Source organism: Prevotella sp. khp7 (assembly GCF_900109055.1).
Classification (GTDB): domain Bacteria; phylum Bacteroidota; class Bacteroidia; order Bacteroidales; family Bacteroidaceae; genus Prevotella.
In genome coordinates this window covers 70,904-95,458 of record NZ_FOIV01000004.1, presented here as the reverse complement: position 1 = coordinate 95,458, position 24,555 = coordinate 70,904, and the positions used below count along the sequence as shown (strand labels likewise).

The window sequence follows — 24,555 nt, the reverse complement described above, 5'->3', positions numbered from 1 at the left end:
AAGATGAGAAGAATATTTGCAACCCTAATCATATTGATGATGCCCCTATTGATATTCGGACAATCGTATGCCTCGCTTTGGAAGAAGGTGAAGGAGGCAGAGGAAAAAGACCTGCCTAAGACTGCGTGTGAAGTGCTTCAGAAGATTGTGAAGAAGGCAGAGAAGGGCCACGACTACGGACAGTTGCTGAAAGCAGAACTGCAAAGTGCTCAGATGATGGCCGAGATAGCACCAGACTCGTTGAAACCAGCTATCGAACGTATGCGGCAGCGCGCAGAGACTGAACAGAACGTGGTGCTGAAAACAGTCTATCAGACTGTGCTCTATCAGGTGAGCAGATCCAATACGCCGATGGAGCTGAAAGCTGTCAAGCCTCAGCTGACGCCGGAGCTCTGTGAGCAGTTGGCCAAGGTGAAGGATAAGACCTACGCCCCCTTTGTGATTGAGGGTGTCGACTCAAAGCTGTTCGGCCACGACCTGCTGAGTGTGGTAGGCTATGCGTTAGACGAGTATAACCCCCTGTATGAGTATTATGCCAAGAAGGGCAATCGCTCTGCGGCTTGTATCACAGCAGCCAGAGCCTATGAGTATGCTCCGGTGGAGCAGATCGACTCGCTCATCAATGTGTATCAGGACGTGCCAGAGGCAGGCGAATTGGCTTTGGTGCGTTATGACCGCATCAGGTATGATTCAGATGTGCCGAAGGCCGAGAAACTGGCTTATATCCGTGAGGCTCTCGGCAAGTGGGGCTCGTGGAAACGCATGGGTATCCTGCGTAATGCAGAGCAGGAACTCATCAATCCCCAGTTCCAGATCTCTTTTGATCATCGCGTCGTCAGACCGCAGGAGACGCAGAAGGTGACCCTGCAGGAACTGCGCAACATTACAGGACTGACACTGACCGTCTATCGCCTGAAAGCCAATGGCGACTTGAAGGCCGACATAGATTCGGAGGAGGGCTACAAGAAGATTGTGCCTCTGCTCGATGGCATTGTCGACAAGGTTGAGCGTCAGTATACCGGTCGTCAGGACTATGAGCTCTTTGAAGACTCCCTGACCATCGGAGGCCTGCCCATCGGTGTCTATATGTTGGAGTTTACCAGTAGTGCCAACACTAAGCCCTCGCGTCATCTGTATTATGTGACGGATGTGTTTACCATCTCTGAGGCCCTGCCAGAAGGTAAGGGCATCCGTTATGTGGTGGTGAATGCTACGACGGGACAGCCTATCGCAGGTGCTCATCTTACCATCAGAGAGCAGTTAAGCTATAACGAATACAAGACCCACGAAGGCGTGACAGACGCCAAGGGCGAATATATCGGTAAACTGGACGGCGAGCGCCATCGCAGAGAAGTCTATGCCTACACTGATACCGACAAGGCATGTCCGGAGATGACGCAGGCAGGCGTTTACCGCTATCTCGATGAGGATCGTCAGGTAAACCGTACCAGTGTCTATACCGATCGCGGCATCTATCGTCCGGGTCAGACCGTGCATGCCTCAGCCCTGATCTATGAAGTCAGGAATGGTTTCGAACACCAGGTTAGAGAGCATAAACCTGTGAAGTTCGTGTTGCGCGATGCAAACAATAAAGTCGTTGAGGAGAAACAAGTGCTTAGCGATGCGTATGGTGTGGCCGCTGTCGACTTCACGTTACCGGAGAAAGGTCTCACGGGTCAGTTCCGCATTCAGGTTAACGACGAGACCCTGATTATTCATGTTGAGGAATACAAGCGTCCTACGTTCCATGTAGACTTCCCAGAGGTGAAGCAGGCCTATGCTGCTGGCGATACCATCACAGTAGAAGGTACCGCTCTGAGTTATGCCGGTGTGCCCCTTCAGGATGCTAAGGTCAGCTATAAGGTGGTACGTCGTGCTGCCTTCTGGTGGTGGTCCTACAGTCGTTACTGGGATACAGAGGCGCTGAACTACAGTCAGGAGGGTGAGGAACTGTTGAACGAAGAGACGATCACCGACCAGGAAGGTAAGTTCAAGGTCAGAATGCCCCTTGATCTGCCCGAGAGCAGTTCCCCGATGTTCTATCAGTTCGTGGTGACTGCCGATGTGACGGATGTGGCTGGTGAGACACGTACAGGTCAGCTTTCACTGCCTTTGGGTAATCGTAAGACGGCCTTGAGCATGGATATGGCAGAGAAAATCCTGTTGGAAGAAAAGTCTACGGCAACCTTCCATTTGCTGAATGCCGCAGGTCAGGACTTGGATGCTGAGGTGAACTATCAGATAGACGGTGGTTCATGGCAGAAAGCCAGGACCAATTCTCCCCTTTCTATTTTAAACAAAAAATTAACTTCAGGCAAACACACCCTTGACGCCATTTGCGAGGGAGATACCATCCGTCATGAGTTTGTGCTCTTCTCGCTCGACGATACCAAGCCTGCAACAGAGACCGACAACTGGTTCTATCAGTCGGCTGCGCAGTTCCCCAACGACGGTAGTGCCGTGACCGTTCAGGTGGGCTCTTCTGATAAGGACGTGCATCTGGTGTATGGTCTCTTTGCCGGTACGAAGATCATAGAGATGGGATCCAAAGACATGAGTAATGAACTGCTGAACCTGAAGCTCAAGTATGACGAAGCCTATGGCGACGGTTTACTGCTGAGCTTCGCCTGGGTGAAGAACGGCCAGTGCTATACCCACACCGTACGGGTACAGCGCCCATTACCCGACAAGCATCTCTCGCTCGAGTGGGCTACCTTCCGCGATCGCCTTACACCTGGTCAGAAAGAGGAGTGGACATTGAAGATAACGGATGCAGAAGGCCGTCCGGCAGACGCTCAGCTGATGGCAACGCTCTACGATCAGAGTCTCAACCAGATAGTCAAGCACCAATGGAGTCTGCAGCCTGATGTGCTGTTCTCTATGCCAAGAACCAACTGGCAATATTCCATGTCTTATAGCCGATACGACTTTGTCAGAAAGCCATGGCGTGGTGCCTCGACCTATGAGTTCGACTTCAGTCGTTTCGACGAGCGTGTGTTGCCATCGGTGTATGGTTATAGTCTCCGCCGTTATTCCCGTGGCGTGATGCTTGAGAGCAAGGGATTCGACAATAGTGTTGACTTGGCAGAGGTGGTAGGCAATGGCACCAAGGTCTTTGATGTGGCTGCCGAGCCCAAGATGATGGAAGCTAGTATTGTGGCAGATGCGGAATTGTCGGTGTCGTCGGTGGAGGAAGAAAAGACAGACGATATACAGCTTCGTGAGGATTTCAACGAGACAGTCTTCTTCTATCCCCAGCTGACCACAGACGAGAAGGGACAGGTGGCCTTGAAGTTCACGCTTCCTGAGAGTCTCACTACGTGGCGCTTCCTGGGGCTGGCACATACAAAGGATCTCTGTTATGGACAGATAGAGGCGACAGCAGTGGCGCAGAAGGATGTGATGATACAGCCCAATGTACCACGTTTTATCCGTGAGGGTGATGAGGCTACGATCTCTGCACGTATCTTCTGCTCGGCTACGCCGCTTGGTTCGTCCAAGACTACAAGCGAGAAGTTACTTAATGGAACAGTCACACTGAAGTTGACAGATCCGGAGACCAATGCTGTGGTGTTTGAACAGAAAAAGAATGTCAAGATGAAGGCAGGTGCCACTGTACCAGTATCCTTTGAAGTGCGGCCCCAGGGGTTGTCAAAGGGACTCCTCATCTGTCAGATGACGGTGAGTGGCAAGGGCTTCTCAGACGGCGAACAGCACTATCTGCCCGTTCTGCCTTCTACAGAACGTGTCACAGTAACATTGCCGATCACACAGCATCAGGCAGTAACAGAAACGATAGACCTTTTAAAGCTGGTGCCTGCTGATGCCCAGAATACCAAACTGACACTCGAATACACCAATGATCCTGCTTGGCTGATGATTCAGGCACTGCCTGCCATTGGTCAGCCCATCGATGATAATGCCATTTCACAGGCTGCTTCTTACTATGCCAACAGCCTTGGCCGGTATGTCATCAGTCGGTATCCGCAGGCTAAGACCGCCTTCGCCCTCTGGAAACAGGAGAAGGGTGAGGACACTTCACTGACAAGTGCCCTTGAGAAGAATCAGGAACTGAAAGACCTGCTGCTCAGTGAGACCCCTTGGGTGATGGATGCTGATAATGAGACAGAACAGAAACAGCGGTTGGTAGACTTCTTCGACGACAACCTCATGCAGAACCGTATCAGTACGGCACTCGGCAAACTCGGTAAGCTGCAGCTCTCTGATGGCTCGTGGACCTGGTGGCAGGGCATGCCCGGCTCGTTCTATATGACGGTAGCTGTCTCTGAGATGCTGGTACGCCTGAATGCGATGGCTGGTAAGCAAAGCGATGTGGAGAACATGCTCAGCAGCGCTTTCAGTTTCATGGGACAGAAGATTGTCGATGAAGTGAAGGAACTGAAGAAACAGGAGAAGGATAATCATCAGGTGTCCTTCCCCAGTTTCAAGACCCTGCAGTGGCTCTACCTTGTCACCCTCGACGGCAGACAGCTGCCTGCAGAAGTGCAGTCGGCCAACGACTACCTGCTGAAACTCCTGAAGAAGGATGTCAAGTCGCAGTCTATCTATGAGAAGGCACTGACGGCGGTGATCCTTTCCAAGAGCGATGCCAAGCGTGCCTTAGAGTACGCCCAGTCGTTGAAGGAATATACGGTCTATCGTGAGGAGATGGGGCGTTACTACGACACTCCGCGTGCCGGCTATTCTTGGTACGACTATAAGATACCTACACAGACGGTGGCTATCGAGGCGCTCCAGAGACTTGTCCCCGAAGATCAGCAGACCATCGATGAGATGCAGCGCTGGTTGTTGCAGGAGAAGCGTACTCAGGCATGGGATACGCCTATCAATAGTGTGAATGCAGTGTATGCGTTCCTTGCCTCTCGGCCCTTGAGCCTGTCGAATGATGCCCTCTCCGTGATGAAGGTTGACGGTAAGCCAATGAAGATGCCTAAGGCCACAGCTGCCATCGGTTATGTGAAGACAGACATACCTGCAGAGAGTAAGACCCTGACCATCGACAAGAAGAGCGAAGGAACCTCATGGGGTGCTGTCTATGCGCAGTTCACTCAGGCTACGAAGGATATCACTGATTCTGGCAGCGCACTGACCGTCAAGCGTGAGATACTTCCCGTATCACCGGCGAAGGGCTTGGCTGTAGGTGATCGTGTGAAAGTACGGCTGACTATCACTGCTGACCGGGACTACGACTTCGTACAGGTCATTGACAAGCGGGCTGCCTGCATGGAACCCGTCCGTCAGTTGAGTGGTTATCACAGTGGCTCCTATTGTGCACCGAAGGACAATGCTACGAACTATTACTTCGACTGTTTGTCGAAAGGCAGACATGTCATCGAGAACGAATACTATATTGATCGTCCGGGAACCTACGAGACAGGCACTTGTTCTGTAGAGTGTGCCTACGCTCCAGAGTTCCGTGCCGTCACTAAATCGCAAACAATTACAGTCAAATGAAAATATTAAGAATTATTGGTTTATCATTTATCATTTCCCCGTTATTCATTAGCGAGGCGCACGCACAGCGCCTGACCGTTGAGAATGCTACAGTAGAGTGTGGCCGTACAGGCTTCGAACAACCCATTACAGCCACCTTTGAGCTCAAGAATAAAGGGCGTAAGCGTCTTGTCATCGAGAGCGTCAAGCCCGATTGTGGCTGTACGGCTGTCGAGTATCCCAAAGAGGTAGGCGCAGGCGATAAGTTCAAGATCACCATGACCTACGATGCCCGCCAGCTGGGACACTTCCATAAGATGGCTGCCGTGAAGAGCAATGGTTCCAAGACACCCGTCTATCTCACCATGAAGGGTATCGTGATTCCTGAGATGGTAGACTACCGCGGCAACTACCCCTTGGCAATGGGTGAGTTGTTGCTCGACAAGAACGAGCTGGAGTTCGATGATGTGAACAAGGGCGATGCGCCTATGCAGGAGATACATATCTTTAATAACGGGTCGCAGACCATGCAGCCCAACGTGATGCATCTGCCCCCATACCTGTCAGCTACGGTAGTACCCGAGAAACTGGCTCCCAACCGTGGTGCCACGATTACCGTGACCCTCCACTCCGACAAGTTGCGCGACTACGGTCTGACACAGACCTCTGTCTATCTGGCCAAACATCTGGGTGATAAGGTGAAGCAGGAGAATGCCATTGGTGTGTCTACCATCCTCTTGCCCGACCTGAAAGACTTCCAGAGTATTAATAAGGATCAGGCGCCCCAACTGCAGATGTCAGCGACTGACGTCGACTTCACCGACTTCGGTGGTAAAGCCAAGAAGACGGCCACTGTCAGCCTGCAGAACGTTGGCATGACGGTGCTGAAAATCTCTTCACTCCAGTTGTTTACCGAGGGACTCAAGGTGACGCTGGGCAAGAGTGAACTCGAACCGGGACAGAGCACGAACCTGAAGATAACAGGTATTGCCGAGGATCTGGCGAAGGTGCGTACGCGTCCCCGTATCCTGATGATTACCAACGACCCTGATCATGCCAAGATTGTCGTTAACATCCGTCTCAAATAGAATAAACAATGGATCATCCCGAGAATAGCTCAGAATATGCAGGCTTGCAGGTGAATAGTGGTGTGAAGCAGCCGCCCATCATCAATCCCTACCTGAAGCGGAACCGTCGTCGTGAACTCTCTGCAGCAGAGATGGTAGAGGGTATCGTCAAGGGCGACGTCACAATCCTGTCGCAGGCAGTAACGCTTATCGAGAGTGTCAACCCCGACCATCAGGCCAAGGCGCAGGAGGTCATCAACAAGTGTCTGCCCTATAGTGGCAACAGTGTGCGTGTGGGCATCAGTGGCGTGCCGGGAGCAGGAAAGTCTACCAGTATCGATGAGTTTGGTGTCCATGTGCTCCGTGAGAAAGGCGGCAAACTGGCGGTATTGGCTATCGACCCTTCCAGTGAGCGTACCAAAGGTTCTATCTTGGGCGATAAGACACGCATGGAGAAACTGGCGCAGCATCCTGCGTCGTTCATACGTCCTAGTCCGTCGGCAGGCTCTTTGGGCGGTGTGGCCCGTAAGACCCGTGAGACCATCATCCTCTGTGAGGCTGCAGGCTTCGACAAGATTTTCGTAGAGACGGTGGGTGTAGGTCAGAGCGAGACGGCTTGTCACTCTATGGTCGACTTCTTCCTGCTCATCCAGGTGGCAGGAACGGGTGATGAGTTACAAGGCATCAAGCGAGGCATCATGGAGATATCCGATGGCATCGTCATCAATAAGTGCGATGGTGACAATGTGGATCGCTGTCAGATGGCAGCCACCAACTTCCGCAATGCCCTCCATTTCTTCCCCATGCCCGAGAGCGGCTGGTTGCCCAAGGTGCTGTGTTACTCTGGTTTCTATGGTACAGGTGTGAAAGAGATCTGGGATATGATCTACGAGTACATCGCCTTTGTCAAGGCCAATGGTTACTTCGACTATCGTCGCAACGAACAGGCAAAGTACTGGATGTATGAGAGCATCAACGAGCACCTGCGCCTTAACTTCTACAATAATCCTGCCATTAAGGCACAGCTCTCTTTGGCTGAGCAGACAGTGCTGTCGGGGCATAAGACCTCGTTTGTTGCGGCACAGGATTTGCTGGATATGTATTTTGAAATACTGAAGAAATGATACAGATAGAAATAGACAACGGCAGTGGCTTCTGCTTTGGAGTGACCACCGCCATCAAAAAGGCCGAAGAAGAGCTGGCCAAGGGCACGAAGCTCTATTGTCTCGGTGATATTGTGCATAATGGTATGGAGTGTGAGCGTCTGCGTGAGATGGGACTCATTACCATCAACCACGACGAGATGCGCCAGTTGCACAATGTCAAGGTGTTGCTCCGTGCTCATGGTGAGCCCCCTGAGACTTACGAACTGGCCCGTAAGAACAATATCGAGATTATCGATGCCACCTGTCCTGTGGTACTCCAGCTCCAGAAACGCATCAAACAGCAGTACGACGGCTCTGAGACTCCGGGCGATGCCCAGATTGTCATCTTCGGCAAGAAAGGTCATGCTGAGGTGTTGGGCCTTGTAGGTCAGACGCAGAGTACGGCCATTGTCATCGAGAGTTTCGACGAGGTGACCAAGCTCGACTTCTCACGCGACATCTATCTGTATAGTCAGACAACGAAGTCGCTCGACGAGTTCCATCGCATCATCGACTATATCCAAAGTCATATCTCTAAGGATGCCACCTTCAAGAGCTTCGACACCATCTGTCGTAACGTGGCCAACCGCATGCCGAACATTTCGCAGTTTGCCACCAGGCACGACCTCATCCTCTTCGTCTGTGGCCGTAAGAGCTCCAATGGTAAGGTGCTTTTCAACGAGTGTCTGCGTGTGAATCCTAACACTCATCTGATTGAAGACCCTCAGGAGATACAGCCCGAATGGCTTGAAGACATACAGACCGTCGGCATCTGTGGTGCCACCAGCACCCCCCGCTGGCTCATGGAACAATGCCGTGATGCCATCCTTAGAATGCAACAATAAAAAAGAAATCCCCGCTCAACCGAGCGGGGATTTCTTTATGTATGTGGTCTCAGAGTTTGTCGAAGGATTAGAACTTATAATCCAGACCCACACCGATGACGTTGTTGGTGCGGCTGTAGACATCCTGGCCGGGATAGCCAGTGCCTTGGTAGCCATCCTGTTCAGCGGTGAACTCACGGGTGTAGTCGCTGTAGAGGGTGATGAAGTAACCGGCGTTGAGGCGCAGCTTTTCGCTGATGTTCCAGGCACCACCCAGACCAATGCTATAGCTGTCGCAGGCGAACGAGGTGTTCTGCTGGTAACCGTCGGCCAGACCATAGTCGGTGCGCTGTCCGCCACAACTCACGGTAAACTTCTTGTTGATGTCCCACTCGACACCTGCGAGGAACTCGTTGGTGCCATGGGTGAGCTCTTTCTGACGGTCGCCAGCCATCACAGCGTGCTTGTCGTCGAAGAAATGATACTCGAGGGTGGCACGCAGCTGTGGGGTGAACTCATAGCCTACAGCCAGCGAGAGCAGCGAGGGCATGTCGTAACGCACGTGGACGCCGTTGGCATAGGGAGCAGCCAGCTCGCCCAGCTCCTCAGGCAGTTCCTTGGTGTCGTTCTTAGTGTTTATCTTCGTGCGGAACTCATAGCGCGCAGTGAGGTTGAGGGCCCCTTTGTGATAGTCGAAGCTCACGATGGGTGCCACGCCGATGCCGCGCTGTGTGCAGTCGAGGTTGAGATCGGCCAGCGTGGTGGTGGCAATCAGCGGATTGGTGCCTATGGCCTTGAGGCGGACACGGCTGTAGCCGTCGTAGTAGTTGGCGCGCAGACCGATGGCAGCGGCAAACTCGTCGGTAACGCGATAGGTGAAGTTCACCTGTGCGCCGTAGATGTACTGCTTACCCTTCACCTCAGAGTCGATGTCGTACATCTCGGGGGTGATGACGAGCAGAGGAGCCTCTGGGTTCATCATCTTGGCAGTGAGTGTCTGTTTGAAGATGGAGCCCATCACGAGGGCGTTGAACATGGGAATACCTTCACTGTACTTCACGAAGCCGCCACTGCCCACGATGCCGATCATCGACGAGATGGCCCAGCGGTCTTTCTTGTATGAGGCGAACAGTGCTGGCACGATAGGTGCAGAGGCCACACCCTCGAACTTCTTGTTTTGAAGCCCTTCGTATCCGTGGTCGTAAACACCAGGGTAGGCGAGGTAATGAGGGATGGTCGTGGTGATGTCGCGGTTCTGCCAGGGTTTCTGGAAGTTGAGCGAGAGTTGGAAGCCTTCGTGCCCCCAGGCGAGACCTGCGGGGTTAGAGTAGGCGGCGTCGATGTCGAAAGTGGCGCCACGTGCCATCATGCGGTCGAAGGCGATGTGATAGTTTGTGTTGGTCATCAGTCCACCGGCCATAGAAACGGTGGAGAAAGTCATGGCATATAAGGCCATAAAAAGAAATTTTCTCATCATTATTATCTAATAAAATTGTTTTCGGCTGCAAAGGTAGCAATAAAAACCGAGAAAAACAGAAATAATGATGAGAAAATCGTATAAAAGGAACAAAATCGCTTATGCTGTGCGCTCGTTAAAGCGGTCGAGCAGCCACTGCTTCTGTTCGGCGATGGTCATGTTCGAGTTGTCGAGTTCCAGAGCGTCGTCGGCCTTGCGCAGGGGTGACACCTCACGATGAGAGTCTATATAATCGCGCTCCTCTACGTTCTTCAGAATGTCGTCGAAGTCGGCAGGCATGCCCTTGGCCTTCAGTTCATCGTAGCGGCGCTGGGCACGTACCTGAGCAGAGGCAGTGACGAAGATTTTCAGTTCTGCATCGGGGAACACGGTTGTACCGATATCACGACCATCCATCACCACGCCCTTGTCCTTACCCATCTGTTGCTGTTGGGCCACCATGGCTGCGCGTACAAAACCTACGGCTGCGATCGGACTCACATGGTTAGAGACTTCGAGCGAACGGATTTCCTTCTCTACATACTCGTCATTTAAATAGGTGTCTGGGCGTCCTGTCTCGGGGTTGAACTTAAACGAGATGTGAATGTTGGGCATCTCGGCCTCAAGAGCCTGTGTGTTCACGCTTCCATCCTCATGAAACAGTCCCTTGCGCAGGGCGTAGAGAGTGACGCTGCGATACATGGCACCGGTATCTACATAGACATACCCCACCTCACGGGCGAGGTCCTTGGCCATGGTGCTCTTTCCGCACGACGAGTGGCCATCGATGGCAATAGTTATTTTCTTCATAATGCGTATGATATATTAATTAAAATCGAAGATGTGCTGACGTGATATTTGCCGTAGGCCACGTGCAGCTTAAGGCGTTCCAGTGAGAGACCTGCGCCCAGCGAGAGTCCTGCACCATGAGAGGCGGCTCCTTCAGAGTCGGATATCTTCATCTGGCTGACACGTCGGAAGTTGTAGCCTGCAGCCACGTAGATGTTACTGCTCAGCAGAATATCGGCACCCACGGCCAGATGTCGCCCGAAGGCCTCGTTCCAGTCGGTAAGGCGGCTCATCGTGGCGTGGAACCTAAGAGGTGCCCCCTGTAACTGCTTGCTCACCCCCACCTGCAGGTCGAAGGGTATGCGCTCGAATTCCTCGTCGTAGGCCTTTACCTGTCCTCCGAGGTTACGGGCCACGGCCGACAGGCTCCATGCCGTCTCTTCATCGTAATAGTTCAGTCCTAAGTCTACCCCTACGGCCAGCGAACTGTAGCCTGCGATATGGGAAGAGATGAGTTTTGCCGTGATGCCACCGCTGATGGTGTTGGAGAGGGCATATGCAAAAGTTCCGCCGATGGCCCAGTCCTTAGCCGAGAAAGTACCCAGGTCTTCGTTGTTGGCTGTGGTCTGCTTCATGCTGCCATAATCCATATATTGTCCTGTCACGCCCCACGTGCCTCTGTCGCCAGCCCCTTTGATGAAAGCGGCGCTGGCCGTCTTGGCCCCTTCCATGTAGGTCATGTAGTTCAGGTTGATGGTGCGGTCGCTTACGCCGTTGATCAGGGCGGGGTTGTGGAAGATGAGCGTGGCATCATCGTCGGTCAGCGTGATGTTATCGCCTCCTACAGCAGCCACATGCGCACTGACGGGCAGCCTCAGGAAGTTATAGGCAGTCTGGCTCTCCTGACTGAAAGCTGGTAGCATAGAACAGTGAATGGCAAATAGCACTATCACCACTCTCAATCGCCATCTGACCTCATATATACGAAATAAACTATTCACTGATAACAATTCACTATTTTGCCTTTTTCGGGCACAAAATTACAAAAATATTCTTAATTAAAGGTCTTTTTTACCTTTTTACTTTTTTACCTTTTTACTTTTTATTATCTTTGCAGGCAAGTTTTAAATATAACGGCCAAAAGCCGGATTTATTATGGAAGTCAAGAAGAGTCGTGAGGCAGATATAGAGCAGCGACGGGTGCAAGGGTTCCTGTTGGGCCTGATTGTCGTGCTCGCCTCCCTGTTCGTGGCACTCGAATGGAACAGCTCAGACAATGGCTGGGCGTTCTTCGAGGACGATGACGACCTGGAGGCGGAGATGGAGCTCTCGCCTCTGAAACGCGACAAGGATGAGATACCGATGATGATGCCACAGGAGCAGAAAGTGGAGAAACCGGAGTCGGAACAGCTGCGACTGGTCGACGAGGACGTGGAACTGCCCTCAGAGACTCAGCAGATGGAGCAGGAGAAACTGCCTGATCCCGAGAAAATGGCAGAAGAAGAGAAACCCGAGGTAGTCGATATGTACGATGAACCGGTAGACTTCCGTGTGGTAGAAGATCTGCCCCAGTTCCCCGGAGGTGCCTCGGAGTTTATGAAGTGGCTTACTAAGAACCTGAAATACCCTGCTTCAGCGCAGCAGCAGAAGGTGAAGGGCAAGGTGGTGGCGCAGTTCATCGTCAATCAAGACGGGTCGGTGTCAGATCTGGAGCTTGTCCAGCATCTGGATGCGGCCTGCGACCGCGAAGTACTGCGTGTGCTGCGTATGATGCCTAAATGGCAGGCAGGTGTGATGAATGCCAAGCCCTGTCGTACGAAAGTCTGCATCCCTGTGGTGTTCAACATGTAAATAAATTATTTAAATATAAAATGTACAAATCAGAAGAATTACTTAAAAAGGTAAATGCGGCGCTCGACGGTCTGGCCTATGACCGAAAGCCCTTTACCCTGTATGAACCAATCAAGTATGTACTATCGTTGGGGGGAAAGCGTGTCCGCCCTGTATTGATGCTGCTGGCCTATAACCTCTATAAGGACAATCCAGAGAGCATCATGACCCAGGCCATTGGCTTGGAGACCTATCACAACTTTACGTTGCTGCACGACGACCTGATGGACAATGCCGACATGCGTCGCGGTCACGAGACGGTACATAAGAAGTGGGATGACAATCAGGCCATTCTCTCGGGTGATACCATGCTGCTGCAGGCCTTCGAGCGTATCGAGGCATGTGAGGTAAGCAAGGTGAAAGACGTGTTCCATACCTTCCTCATTACTACCTATGAGATTGGTGAGGGACAGCAGCTCGACGTGGAGTTTGAGACTCGCAACGATGTGCGTGAAGAAGAATATATCGAGATGATTCGTCTGAAGACAAGTGTGCTTCTGGCATGTGCCGTGAAGATTGGTGCCATTCTGGCCGGTGCGTCGAAAGACGATCAGGACAATCTCTATAAGTTCGGTGAGCAGATTGGTCTGGCCTTCCAGCTTCAGGACGACCTGCTCGATGTCTATGGCGACCCGAAGGTGTTTGGCAAGAACATCGGTGGCGACATCACCTCGAACAAGAAGACCTATATGCTTATCAATGCCTATAACCGTGCCAACGACGTCCAGCGCAAGGAACTCGAGAAGTGGATCTTCGCCAAGGAGTTCGATCGTAATGAGAAGGTGAAGGCCGTGACAAAGCTCTACGACGAGATAGGTATCCGTCAGCTCTGTGAGCAGAAGATGGAAGAGTGCTATCAGCTGGCCTTGAAGTACCTGGCCAAGGTGAATGTTCCCGAGGAGCGTAAGGCCGAACTGAAGGCCTATGCTGCTGAGATGATGACCCGCCAGAGCTGATGCTTCGTTTCATCGACACCCATTGTCATCTGGACGGCGAGGAATTCCGTGAAGACCTTGATGCCGTTGTAACCCGTGCCCAGGAGGCGGGGGTGGCGGCTATTGGTATCCCCGGCATCGACCTCAAGTCATGTCAGACGGTTATCGACCTCTGTCATCGTTATCCGGGCTACTGCTATCCCATGCTCGGTCTCCATCCTGAGGAGGTGCGCAGCGACTGGCGCGAGGTGCTGACGGCCATATACCCTGTAGTGCGCGAGACTATTGCCATCGGTGAGGTGGGGCTCGACTTCTATTGGAGTCGTGAATTCGAACAAGAGCAGCTGGAGGCTTTCGAGCAGCAGGTGCGCTGGTCGGTAGAGTTGCAGTTGCCTTTGATGATTCATTGTCGCAAGGCGCAGAACGAGATGGTGTCTATTCTCAAACGCTATAAGAACGATCTGCCGGGAGGCGTGTTCCATTGTTTTACAGGCAATGAGTTGGAAGCAAAAGAACTGTTGCAGTTCGAGCGTTTCGTGTTGGGCATCGGAGGTGTTCTCACCTTCAAGAAGTCCCATCTCCCAGAGGTGCTTCCCGCTGTTGTCCCCCTAGATCGTATTGTACTTGAGACCGATGCCCCATACATGGCTCCCGTCCCCATGCGAGGTCAGCGCAACGAACCGGCCTTTGTGGCTCATGTGCTGCATAAACTGGCAGAGGCTTATGGTGTCAGCGAGGAGGAAGTGGCAGAGAAGACAACCCAAAACTGCAAAAAAGTATTAAATATAAATGTTTAAGCCCTTTAATCTGAAGTAAAAACGCTATCTTTGCAGACCGAAGTTAGCGAAACAAGGAGAGGTGCTCGAGTGGTTGAAGAGGCACGCCTGGAAAGCGTGTAACCGGCAAAACCGGTTCGCAGGTTCGAATCCTGTTCTCTCCGCAAGGATTTGACAGGATTCAAAGCTCCGAGGCAAAGAGCCGAGGATGTCCTGTTCTCTCCGCAAAGGGTTTAGAAATCATTATGAAAAGACTGACTATTCTGTTTTCACTGGTAGGCTTGCTTGTCATGACGCAAGTCTCGTATGCTCAAGACAAGACTCCCCAACAAGATACAGCTCTCGTTGCAGACACTGTTGCTGCGGCTGAATCCTTAGCTGTGACTGACTCATTGGCAGCAGAGGCCATGGTCATCGACGATGCTGAGGCAGCTGACGAAGAGGGAGGTTTCCACAAACAGTTGAAGACCAAGTTCATCGACGGTAACGTCGGGTTCATGTCGCTCGTAGCCCTGGCCCTTGTACTGGGTCTGGCTTTCTGTATTGAGCGCATCATCTATCTGACACTCTCAGAAATCAAGTCCTCCAAGTTACTCGAGGATATCGAGAAACATCTGCAACAGGACGATGTAGAGGGTGCCAAGACCCTTTGTAGGAACACGCGTGGCCCTGTGGCCTCAGTCTGCTATCAGGGTCTGCTTCATATCCACCAGTCGATGGATGCCATCGAGCGTTCCATCACCAACTACGGAGGTTTGCAGGTAGCCAATCTCGAAAAGGGTTGCTCGTGGATCAAGCTCTTCATTGCCATGGCCCCTTCATTAGGTTTCCTTGGTACGGTGATTGGTATGGTGATGGCCTTCGACCAGATTCAGCAGGCAGGCGATATCGGTCCTACCATTGTAGCGCGAGGTATGAAGGTAGCGCTCATCACCACCATCTTCGGTATCGTGGTAGCCCTCATCCTGCAGCTCTTCTACAGCTACATACTCTCCAAGATAGAGCGCCTGACGTCTCAGATGGAAGAGTCGGCCATCAGTCTGCTCGACATGATAACAGAGTATAAGTTAAAGGGTAAGAAAAATGAATAGTTTCGTATCGCCTTTCTTAGCCGATGTCATGCTTGGTCTCATGTACCTGGTGACGGCTGTTGCACTCGGTGTGACGGCCTATAGCGTGTGGCATGGCATGCGTACACGGCGCAAGGGCGACGATATCATCAATGGTGTGCCGGCAGGCAAAATCGGGTGGTGTGTCGCCATCGGTCTGGTTGTCTGTCTGGTGCTCACCTTCCTCTTAGGCTCGTCAAAGCCTGTCATGACCAATGGCACTCTGTATACAGATGCCTTTTGGCTCAGGCTGACAGATATGTTTATCTATACTTCAATCCTTCTGATCCTCGGATGTTTCGTAAGCGCTATCGTCAGCAGATTCCGGAGTTGAACACCACGTCGACAGCCGACATCTCGTTCATGCTCCTGATATTCTTTCTCGTGACATCATCGATGGACACGGACAAGGGACTCTTGCGCCAGATGGCACCCCCGCCTTTGGAGCACGAGCAGCCTAAGGATATCAACAAAGACCATGTGCTGCGCATAGAGCTCGATGCCCATAACCAGCTTACCTGCGATGGCAAGGCGGTCACCGCCCGGCAGCTCACCGATGAGGTGATGGCCATGGCCTCTGTCAATCCCACAGGACATGCAGTGACGATACAGGCCGACCGTGAGACCACCTACGACGCCTATTTCCAGATGCAGGAGGCAGTGGTCAAGGCCTATTATACCCTGCGCAACGACTATGCCCGTCGTCACTATGGGTGTGACTACAGCCGCCTGTCGGCCGATGAGCGCACGACGGTCAACGAGCATTATCCCCAGCGCATCAGCGAAGACCTGAAAGGAGGTGGCCAATGAGACCCATGAAGAGCAAGTTCCATACCAGTCGCCACGGCGTACCCTCGCTGAACGTGGCCTCTATGCCCGACCTCATCTTCACGGTGCTGTTCTTCTTCATGATTGTCACCCACATGCGCAGCGACGAGGTGAAGGTGCGTTTGGAAGTGCCCCAGGGCACCGAGGTACAGAAGCTGGCCAATAAAGCCTCTGTCATCAATATCTATATCGGCCGGCAAGACGATAACACATGGGGCGTACAGCTCAATGGCGATCTGGTGATGCCCGAGGAAATCCCTGCTCGTATAGAGCATATCCGTGCAGGTATGTCACCCGCCAACGCCGAACACCTCACCGTCAGCCTGCGTGCCGACCGGCATACGCCGATGGGCATCATCCACGACGTGAAGCATGCCCTTCAGCAGTGCTACGCCCTGCGCATCAATTACAGTGCAACTCAAATCAAATAAAACATATATAGCTTATGAGTAAAATCGATAAACTTGACAAACAGATTCTACAACTGATCTCTGCCGATGCACGTATTGCATTCCTGGAGGTGGCACGTGCCTGTGGTGTGAGTGGCGCAGCTATTCATCAGCGCATTCAGAAACTCACGTCAATGGGCGTACTCAAAGGCTCAGAGTTCATCATCGATCCAGAGCGTATAGGCTACGAGACCTGTGCTTATATCGGTCTGAACCTGAAAGACCCTGAGAAGTTCGACGAGGTGGTTGAACGCCTGAAGGAAATCCCAGAGGTGGTGGAGTGTCATTACACCACTGGTAACTTCGATATGTTCATCAAGATTTATGCTTACAATAATCACCATCTGCTCACCATTATCCACGACCGTCTGCAGCCTCTGGGTCTTGCCAGCAGCCAGACGCTCATTTCCTTCCACACAGCCATCAGCCGCCAGTTGCCCATCGATGGTCTTGTACTGGAGAACGATGACAAACTTTCAGAATCAGAGTAAGAAATAAATGATTAATCCCCGCTTTATCCGAGCGGGGATTTAATTTTTTCCCATTTTGTTTGGTGGTGTCCTTTTTTTTCTCTATCTTTGCACGTGCGAATCAATAATCAGCACTGGATGTCAGTAAGGGGAAAGACTTCTTGCTATCAATTAACACCACCATATCCGTCTAAAGTTATTAGAACGGTGTCTCCCCCTTATGTTGTGTAATTATTTAAACATCAATCAAATATGTCCGACAAAAAGAAAATCAGCTTGGATGATATCGAAGACTTTTTAGTAGAGGATGATGAGAGAACATCTTCCTTGGATTTCCGTGATTTATGGAATTTAGTTGTATTGAATCTCAGATGGTTTGCGCTGTCAGTCTTGCTTTGTGTTCTGTTGGCCGGTGCCTATCTCTATTGGGCCAGACCCTCTGCCACCGTTATTGGAAAGATGCAACTCAAGGAGTCAAGAAAAGAGAGTGGCATGAGTGCCAGTTTGGCAGCTTTGACATCCTCTATTCCCTTTGGTTTGGACAATAGTATTGGTGGTGCCACCAATGGTGAAGTAGAAACCGAGATTATAAAGTCGACCATCCTTGTCCGCGACGTGGTCAACGATCTGGGACTGCATACGTCGTATCGCCTCCGTAAGTGGGGGCGCAGTCATCTGCTCTATCAGAATCAGCCGGTTAACGTCACCCTCGATTCTGTTCATCTTCAGTGGTTGGATAGGGAGTTGCCTTTAACAGCCCACCAGATTAAGCTGGACATTCATAAGACCGCCGATGGTTATGAGGTAGAAGGCCAGCTGAAGGAAAACAAGAACGAGTTCGACCTTCCCTCGCAGACCTTCGCTAAGCTCCCAGCCACCATCAAGACAGCGGCTGGCACGCTGACCATCACCGAGAATACGGGGCTTACCCCTCAACAGCGGGAATCATATATAGAAGGCTATACGCTTACCGTCACAATCGTTCCCCCGATGATAGCTGCCAACGGCTTCTTAGCCAATCTTGAAATCGAGCCAGCCACCAAGAAGTCTTCTACTATCCTCAGTCTTTCGTTGGAAGATGAGAATGTGCTCCGTGGCATCGATTTCATCAATCGTCTGGTCGAGGTCTACAACCGTCGGTCTAACGAAGACAAGAACGAGGAACTCATGAAGACCGATGCCTTTGTCAGTGAGCGCTTGGCCAAGATCGATGCCGAATTGGGTTCTACCGATGCCGATTGGGAACAGTTCAAGACGAAATTCCACATTACCGACCCTCAGGTCGATGCCCAAGAGGCCATGAGTATGAAGAGCGGTTATGAGACAAAACTGGTAGAGATAGGTGCCCAGTTGCAGATAGTCGATTATCTGAGCGAGTACGTCAACAACCCCGCCAATCGCTATGCCCTGATTCCTTCCAGCGTCGGACTCGATAAGACCTCTTCTGCCGGTTCACTCACAGAGAAATATAATGAGGTGGTGCTCGAGCGCAACCGTCTGTTGAAGAGTGTCAGCGAGCAGTCCCCCCAGGTGCAGCTGATTACCAAGACCCTCGACGATATGTATCCCTCTGTTCAGGCCGCCTTCCGACAGGCGCGTCAGGCTGTCAATCTGCAACGCCAGTCGGTAGAGCGTGAATACAATAAGTATATAGGTCGTGTCGGCAATGCCCCAGGCATGGAGCGAGCCATGACCGACATCGGCCGTCAGCGCAACATCAAGCAGGGAGTTTATCTTGTCATGCTTCAGAAGCGCGAGGAAACCGCCATGGAGCTGGCTAACGTGTCAGAGAAGGGTAAGCTCATTGATGAGACCCAGGTCGACCCGACAAGTGTGATGCCCCAAAAGAAGATAGTGCTTCTGGCCGCCGTCTTCCTTGGATTGCTCATTCCGCTGGGTATTCTCTTCCTGTTGAGCCTGTTGCGTAGCAATATCGCCACCATGGCCGATCTGAAGAAACTCACAACTCTCCCCACCATAGGCGAAATTCCTCAGGATGGCTACGACGATGCCATCCGCAACCTGCGAACCCAATTGCTCCAGACCCTGAAGCCCGAACAGAAGGTCATTTTGGTGGCCTCGAATGATGCGGGCGATGGCACGACCTTCATTGCCAAGCATCTGGCAGATAGTCTTACAACGATAGGCAAGAAAGCCATCTATATGGATTGCGACCTGAGAAAGCAACACACCTCAGCCCATCCCGCCGATATCCTGGCTGGCGAGGCGTTTGCTACTGAGCTCAGGAATGTCGTATCAGGAAACGATTATGTCGTGCTCGACTCCCCAGCTCTTGGCGCCTATTCCGATGCTAACCAGCTGGCCGCCTTTGCCGATGTGACCATCTATGTGGTTAAGGCCGGTCGGACTCAGAAATCGGTCGTGTCGGCACTTAATAAGAACTGCCGACTGCCTGATGTCCACATCGTGCTCAATGCCATCGATATGACCAAGAAAAAGTATAAACTTTATTATTAAGAATCAGTCGTATGAAAAAGATACTTGTTTTCCCCCTATTCATCCTTTCCTTTTTACTCTTCACCAGTTGCGGCAGCACAAAGAGGGTTGCCTATTTTCAGAATTATGACCAGGCCGACATGGCACTCTCCGTCCACCTCTACGATGCGAGGATTATGCCCAAGGACGTCCTGCAGATTCAAGTCTTCACTATGACCCCTGCGGCCTCCGAGCCTTTCAACCTCATGAAGGGCAGTATGACGGGCTCTTCCGATCAGTCTCAAAATCAGAATTCCGTCTATAATTATCTCGTTGACAACGACGGCAACATCGTCTTCCCCGTCTTAGGCACCCTTCACCTCGGAGGCATGTCTAAAAACGAGGCTGAGGCCTATATCAAGTCCAAGATAGCTCCCTATCTCTCAGCCGAGGAGAATGCCGTTGTACATGTCAGGATGATCAACTATAAGTACTCTGTCTTGGGCGAGGTCAACCACCCAGGTATGTTCACCACCCAGAACGAGAAGATCAACATCCTCGAAGCCATTGCCCAGGCGGGCGACCTGACCCTCTATGGCGAGCGCGATAAGATCTTTGTCATCCGTGAAGACAGCACAGGCCGCAAGGAGTACCATCAGCTCAATATCAACGATGCTAACATTGTCAGTTCTCCTTATTACTACCTGCAGCAGAACGACATCGTCTATGTAGAGCCCCAGAAGTCCAAGGCCCGCAGTTCTTACTTCTCCACCTCTACAGGCATGTGGTTCACCATGACCAGCATGCTCATGTCCGTCGCCACCTTCATCCTTGCGATTACGAAGTAATCCATCCTGTATTGAAAACGTCATCTAAGGGTTGTCGGGATATCTTCTATGAGCGGTTCTGATAGCCTCTACGCCTCATGGAAACATCATCTGTACCCCTATGGAGACGTCATCTATACCCCCATGAGGATTATCTCCGTTACCTGTGGAGATTATTTCCGTCATTCGTGGGGACTATCTGGATGACCTGTGGAGATTATCTCTGTCAATCCCCCGTAGGGCACCCTCATACTATAGGGCTCCCTCTATAAAGAGGGGAGGGCATGAATTCCTTTTTCGTCAGAGACAAAAATGCATATTAATTAAATCCCCGCTCAAATCGAACGGGGATTTAAATTTTTTTCCAATTTATTTTGGCGGTGTCCTCTTTTTTCTCTATCTTTGCAGATGCGAATCAATAACCAACACTGGATGTCAGTAAGGGGAAGGGCTTCTCGCTACCAATTAACGCCATAAAACTATATCCGCCTAAAGCTATTAGGACGGTGCCCCCCTTGTTTTGTCTTTGCAAAAATAAAAACGACAAATAGAATACAATGAAGAAACTTTGTTTTATCCTTCTCATGACCCTTTGCGCCATCTCCGACGCATTCGGCATGCCCATCAGCGACGAAGAAGTTGTTAAGTTGGCCGTAGAGGCCAAGATGTCGGGTGCATCCGATACCGAGATTGCCACCAGACTCTTGCAGAGGGGTGCAACGATGGCTCAGCTCCAGCGTCTGCGCTCTCAGTATAGTAAGCAGACAAGCAGTAAGAACGTCGATGCCACGGCCGACAAAACCGTCAACAGTACGGAAACCCGCCTGCGTGTTAACAACGGCGAGACCAACGAACAGGTTGTTGAAATCTCCGACGAAGAGGTTGATGCGCCATTGATCGACAATACGCTTCCTGCCCCTGCCAGTAAGCGCGTGTTCGGCCGTGACATCTTCAACAATAAGCACCTCACCTTCGAGCCCCAGATGAACATTGCCACCCCCCAGAACTATGTGCTGGGTCCTGGCGATCAGGTCATCGTCGATGTCTATGGTGCCTCACAGGAGAGTGTCAATCTCACGGTGAGCCCCGATGGCGACATAACCATCCCGGGGTATGGACCCGTGCATGTGTCTGGTCTCACGGTTGCTGCTGCCCAGTCGCGCATCCGCAGTAGCTTGGGGGCCTATTTCCAGAGTTCCGATATCAAAGCTACGCTTGGCCAGACCCGTACCATCATGGTCAACGTTATGGGCGAGGTCAATGTGCCGGGTACCTACCACCTCAGTGCCTTTGCCACTGTATTCCATGCCCTCTATCAGGCGGGTGGTATCAATGATCTGGGAACTCTTCGCAACATTAAGGTATTCCGTCAGGGACGTCAGATTTCCGTGGTCGACATATACGAGTTCATCCTCAATGGTCGTTTGGCGGGCAATGTCCGTCTGCAGGATAACGATGTCATCCAGGTAGGCACTTATGACTGTATCGTTGATATCGAGGGTAAGGTGAAGCGCCCGATGTTTTATGAGATGCGTTCCGACGAGAGTCTGGCCACCTTGCTGAAGTATAGTGGCGGATTCACGGGCGATGCCTACAAGAACTCTGTTCGTGTGCTGCGTAAGAACGGCCGTATGAAGAGCGTCTTCAACGTCGAGGAGTTCGACATGGCTGGTTTTAAGGTCGAGGATGGCGATTCAGTGACGGTCGATGAGATTTACGACCGCTATGAGAATATGGTCGAAGTCAGGGGTGAAGTGTTCCGTCCTGGCATGTACCAGCTGGGTAGCAGGGTCAACTCCGTGCGCTCACTCATTGAGAGTGCCGATGGTATTACCGAGCAAGCCATGACCTCACGTGCCGTGTTGCGGCGCATGAAGCCCAACCGCACTCAGGAGGTCATCTCCATCGACCTCGAAGGTGTGCTCAACGGCACGGTAAGCGATATACCCCTTGAGAACGAGGATGTACTCTTCATACCCACGCTGGCCGAGCATCTAAACCTGCGCACCCTCGTTATTGAGGGCGAGGTCATCTTCCCCGGCACCTACGAATATGCTGATAATATGACCATTGAAGACCTTATCCTGCAGGCTGGAGGGCTCACCGATGCTGCCTCTACCGTCAAGGTCGATGTGTCACGTCGTATTCGCGATCCTAAGGCCACGGAGTCATCTCTTGTTACCTCAGAGACCTTCTCTTTCTCGCTGAAGGATGATTTTAAGGTCGATGGCGACCATAGCTTCACGCTTGAGCCCTATGATGTGGTGCAGGTACGCCGTAGCCCCGTCTACGAGTCGCCCGTGCAGGCAACAGTTGAGGGCGAAGTGGTGTTCCCCGGTCACTACACCCTCGAAACCAAGAACCAGCGCCTTTCCAATATCGTCAAGTCTGCTGGTGGTGTGGCTCCTGGTGCCTATGTGCGTGGTGCCCGTCTCATGCGTACCATGGACGACGATGAGCGTGCCCGTATGCAGGATCTTATAGATGTGGCTCGTCAGAGTGCGGCAAGCGACGCCAAAGACTCCCTCAACCTCGAGCAGTTGGCGCTCCAGACCACCTATAGCGTAGGTATCCACCTCGACGAGGCACTGGCACATCCAGGTTCCGACGAGGATATCGAACTGCGCGAGGGCGACCGCCTGATCATTCCTCGTTATAACCGTACCGTTCGCGTCTCTGGTGATGTGCTCAAGCCCAACACCGTGGCTTTTAAAGATAAGAAAAACTACCGTTACTACGTAGAGCAGTCTGGTGGCTATGGCCGTCGTGCCCGCAAGAGCCATACCTATATTCTCTATCAGAACGGTACCATTGCCAAGGCCCGCAAGGGCGATATTGAGCCAGGCTGCGAGGTTATCGTACCTACCAAGGGACCGAGGAATGCCAATGCTATCACTCAGTGGCTTGGCATCGGCACCAGTCTCGCCACCCTCGCCACCATGTTCGTCTCCATTGCCAATATGGTCAAGTAGCTAATAAACTATTTTTATGATTATGGAAGAAAAAACCGAAAAACTTTCTTATAAAGATCTTCTTAACGATGTAAAGAAGCATCGAAAGCTTTACTATAAAGTGTTGTCTGTCACTTTCGTCATCTCTGCATTCCTCATGCTTAGCATCCCCAACTACTACAAATGCACGGTCATGCTGGCTCCCGAGCTTTCCAGCATGGGACTCAGGAGTTCGAGCACTCTTTCCAGCTTAGTCAGCAGTTTAGGAATCAATTTGGGAGGAACTGGCTCAAGTGCTGACGCCATATTGCCAACACTCTACCCGGATCTCATGAACAGCGTCACCTTCCGTGCCTCCCTGTTTCCCGTCAAGGTACAACGTGAGAACGAAGACTCTGTCATGACCTATTACGACTACCTCAAGGACGGTCAGCGCTTGCCTTGGTGGTCGCAAGCCATGAGGGCAACAATAGGTGCGGTGTTCTCTATCTTTGCTCCTGACAAGACGCAAGAGTCCGACAAGGTCAATACCTTCAAGCTTACCAAAGAACAGACGGCTGTTATGAAGATCCTGGACAAGAAAGTATCTTGCGATGTGGACGTGAGAACCATGGTCATCATTATCAACGTCATCGACCAGGATCCACTTATCTGTGCCACGATGGCCGACTCTGTGCAGTCTAAGCTTCAGACCTTCATCACCGACTATCGTACCAGCAAGGCCCGCGTCGACCTTGAATACAACAAGAAACTCTATGCCGAGGCCAAGGACAAATATGAGAAGGCTCGCCGTAAATATGCTGCTTTCTCAGATGCTAATCAGAAGGTTTTCTTAGAGCGTATACGCAGTGAGCAGACAGAGCTCCAGACAGAACTCTCAATCCGTCAGAGCGCATATACTCAGATAGCTAATCAGTTACAGATGGCTGAGGCCAAGGTGCAGCAAGAAACTCCTGCCTTTACCACGCTCCAGCCTGCCACTGTGCCCGTCAAGAAGGCTGGGCCCAGGCGTGCTCGCACATGCCTTTTCTTTCTTTTCCTCGCCTTCCTCGGAACAACTGTCTATGTTTTCCGTAAGGAGGGTCATCTCGCCCCCCTCTTCGGCCTCTCCGGCGATGAAGGCGATAAATGCCATATCCAATCTTAGAC

The 24,555-nt window shown here is 51.8% G+C and carries 20 protein-coding genes and 1 tRNA gene; 18 read left to right on the top strand and 3 right to left on the bottom strand.

Going from position 1 to position 24,555, the window contains the following annotated elements; all coding sequences use genetic code 11:
* Positions 1 to 3 precede the first annotated feature (3 nt).
* Genes BMX82_RS10795 through BMX82_RS10780 form a run of 4 tightly spaced genes read left to right on the top strand, consistent with a single transcriptional unit; the run spans position 4 to position 8,511 of the window.
* Entirely contained in the window at positions 4 to 5,475 is a 5,472-nt protein-coding gene (locus BMX82_RS10795) for an alpha-2-macroglobulin family protein (RefSeq protein WP_091768833.1), read from the top strand.
* Positions 5,472 to 6,542: a DUF1573 domain-containing protein gene (locus BMX82_RS10790; RefSeq protein WP_091768830.1), complete on the top strand. Its 1,071-nt coding sequence runs from the start codon at positions 5,472 to 5,474 to the stop codon at positions 6,540 to 6,542. The genes BMX82_RS10795 and BMX82_RS10790 overlap by 4 nt, the downstream gene beginning before the upstream one ends.
* Positions 6,543 to 6,550: 8 nt before the next feature.
* Entirely contained in the window at positions 6,551 to 7,645 is a 1,095-nt protein-coding gene (meaB, locus tag BMX82_RS10785) for a methylmalonyl Co-A mutase-associated GTPase MeaB (RefSeq protein ID WP_036909536.1), read from the top strand.
* The gene (locus BMX82_RS10780; RefSeq protein WP_091768827.1) at positions 7,642 to 8,511 is read left to right on the top strand and encodes a 4-hydroxy-3-methylbut-2-enyl diphosphate reductase; all 870 of its coding nucleotides are present in this window, start codon (positions 7,642 to 7,644) and stop codon (positions 8,509 to 8,511) included. Before meaB ends, BMX82_RS10780 begins: the two co-directional genes overlap by 4 nt.
* Before the next feature lie 67 nt (positions 8,512 to 8,578).
* On the opposite strand, the gene BMX82_RS10775 is transcribed toward BMX82_RS10780, so the two are convergent.
* From BMX82_RS10775 to porQ, 3 genes are all read right to left on the bottom strand, one after another.
* Positions 8,579 to 9,964 carry an OmpP1/FadL family transporter gene (locus tag BMX82_RS10775; RefSeq protein WP_255396602.1) on the bottom strand — a complete coding sequence of 462 codons (1,386 nt, stop codon included), beginning with the start codon at positions 9,962 to 9,964 and terminating at the stop codon, positions 8,579 to 8,581.
* 102 nt (positions 9,965 to 10,066) lie between these two features.
* Positions 10,067 to 10,756, bottom strand: a complete 690-nt coding sequence (gene cmk, locus BMX82_RS10770; RefSeq protein WP_036909534.1) for a (d)CMP kinase — start codon at positions 10,754 to 10,756, stop codon at positions 10,067 to 10,069.
* Positions 10,753 to 11,658, bottom strand: coding sequence for a type IX secretion system protein PorQ (gene porQ, locus BMX82_RS10765; RefSeq protein WP_091768824.1), 906 nt, complete (start codon positions 11,656 to 11,658; stop codon positions 10,753 to 10,755). Before porQ ends, cmk begins: the two co-directional genes overlap by 4 nt.
* 232 nt (positions 11,659 to 11,890) lie before the next feature.
* Between porQ and BMX82_RS10760 the strand changes: the two genes are divergently transcribed.
* The 14 genes from BMX82_RS10760 (at position 11,891) to BMX82_RS10700 (ending at position 24,553) form a co-directional block, all read left to right on the top strand.
* Positions 11,891 to 12,586 carry an energy transducer TonB gene (locus tag BMX82_RS10760; protein ID WP_091768821.1) on the top strand — a complete coding sequence of 232 codons (696 nt, stop codon included), beginning with the start codon at positions 11,891 to 11,893 and terminating at the stop codon, positions 12,584 to 12,586.
* 20 nt (positions 12,587 to 12,606) lie between these two features.
* A complete protein-coding gene (locus tag BMX82_RS10755) occupies positions 12,607 to 13,581 on the top strand; it encodes a polyprenyl synthetase family protein (RefSeq protein WP_091768818.1) in 975 nt (324 codons plus the stop codon).
* Positions 13,581 to 14,357: a TatD family hydrolase gene (locus BMX82_RS10750; RefSeq protein ID WP_091768816.1), complete on the top strand. Its 777-nt coding sequence runs from the start codon at positions 13,581 to 13,583 to the stop codon at positions 14,355 to 14,357. The genes BMX82_RS10755 and BMX82_RS10750 overlap by 1 nt, the downstream gene beginning before the upstream one ends.
* A 55-nt stretch (positions 14,358 to 14,412) precedes the next feature.
* Positions 14,413 to 14,500: transfer RNA gene (locus tag BMX82_RS10745), tRNA-Ser, on the top strand.
* An 81-nt stretch (positions 14,501 to 14,581) separates the two neighbouring features.
* Positions 14,582 to 15,427, top strand: a complete 846-nt coding sequence (locus BMX82_RS10740; protein WP_091768813.1) for a MotA/TolQ/ExbB proton channel family protein — start codon at positions 14,582 to 14,584, stop codon at positions 15,425 to 15,427.
* Positions 15,420 to 15,779 carry a hypothetical protein gene (locus BMX82_RS10735; RefSeq protein ID WP_103915781.1) on the top strand — a complete coding sequence of 120 codons (360 nt, stop codon included), beginning with the start codon at positions 15,420 to 15,422 and terminating at the stop codon, positions 15,777 to 15,779. The genes BMX82_RS10740 and BMX82_RS10735 overlap by 8 nt, the downstream gene beginning before the upstream one ends.
* Positions 15,740 to 16,255 (top strand): ExbD/TolR family protein, encoded by a 516-nt coding sequence (locus BMX82_RS10730; protein WP_091768808.1) that lies wholly within the window; start codon positions 15,740 to 15,742, stop codon positions 16,253 to 16,255. Before BMX82_RS10735 ends, BMX82_RS10730 begins: the two co-directional genes overlap by 40 nt.
* On the top strand, positions 16,252 to 16,704 hold the full coding sequence (locus BMX82_RS10725; protein ID WP_255396601.1) for an ExbD/TolR family protein: 453 nt from the start codon (positions 16,252 to 16,254) through the stop codon (positions 16,702 to 16,704). The genes BMX82_RS10730 and BMX82_RS10725 overlap by 4 nt, the downstream gene beginning before the upstream one ends.
* 14 nt (positions 16,705 to 16,718) lie before the next feature.
* The gene (locus BMX82_RS10720) at positions 16,719 to 17,213 is read left to right on the top strand and encodes an Lrp/AsnC family transcriptional regulator (RefSeq protein ID WP_091768805.1); all 495 of its coding nucleotides are present in this window, start codon (positions 16,719 to 16,721) and stop codon (positions 17,211 to 17,213) included.
* A gap of 231 nt (positions 17,214 to 17,444) precedes the next feature.
* Positions 17,445 to 19,670, top strand: a complete 2,226-nt coding sequence (locus BMX82_RS10715) for a hypothetical protein (RefSeq protein WP_091768803.1) — start codon at positions 17,445 to 17,447, stop codon at positions 19,668 to 19,670.
* A gap of 11 nt (positions 19,671 to 19,681) precedes the next feature.
* Positions 19,682 to 20,476 carry a polysaccharide biosynthesis/export family protein gene (locus tag BMX82_RS10710; protein WP_091768800.1) on the top strand — a complete coding sequence of 265 codons (795 nt, stop codon included), beginning with the start codon at positions 19,682 to 19,684 and terminating at the stop codon, positions 20,474 to 20,476.
* A gap of 48 nt (positions 20,477 to 20,524) precedes the next feature.
* Positions 20,525 to 20,662 (top strand): hypothetical protein, encoded by a 138-nt coding sequence (locus tag BMX82_RS13060; protein ID WP_177172085.1) that lies wholly within the window; start codon positions 20,525 to 20,527, stop codon positions 20,660 to 20,662.
* 350 nt (positions 20,663 to 21,012) lie between these two features.
* Positions 21,013 to 23,427: an SLBB domain-containing protein gene (locus BMX82_RS10705; protein ID WP_091768797.1), complete on the top strand. Its 2,415-nt coding sequence runs from the start codon at positions 21,013 to 21,015 to the stop codon at positions 23,425 to 23,427.
* Between the two features lie 22 nt (positions 23,428 to 23,449).
* Positions 23,450 to 24,553 carry a chain-length determining protein gene (locus tag BMX82_RS10700; RefSeq protein WP_177172084.1) on the top strand — a complete coding sequence of 368 codons (1,104 nt, stop codon included), beginning with the start codon at positions 23,450 to 23,452 and terminating at the stop codon, positions 24,551 to 24,553.
* Positions 24,554 to 24,555 lie beyond the last annotated feature (2 nt).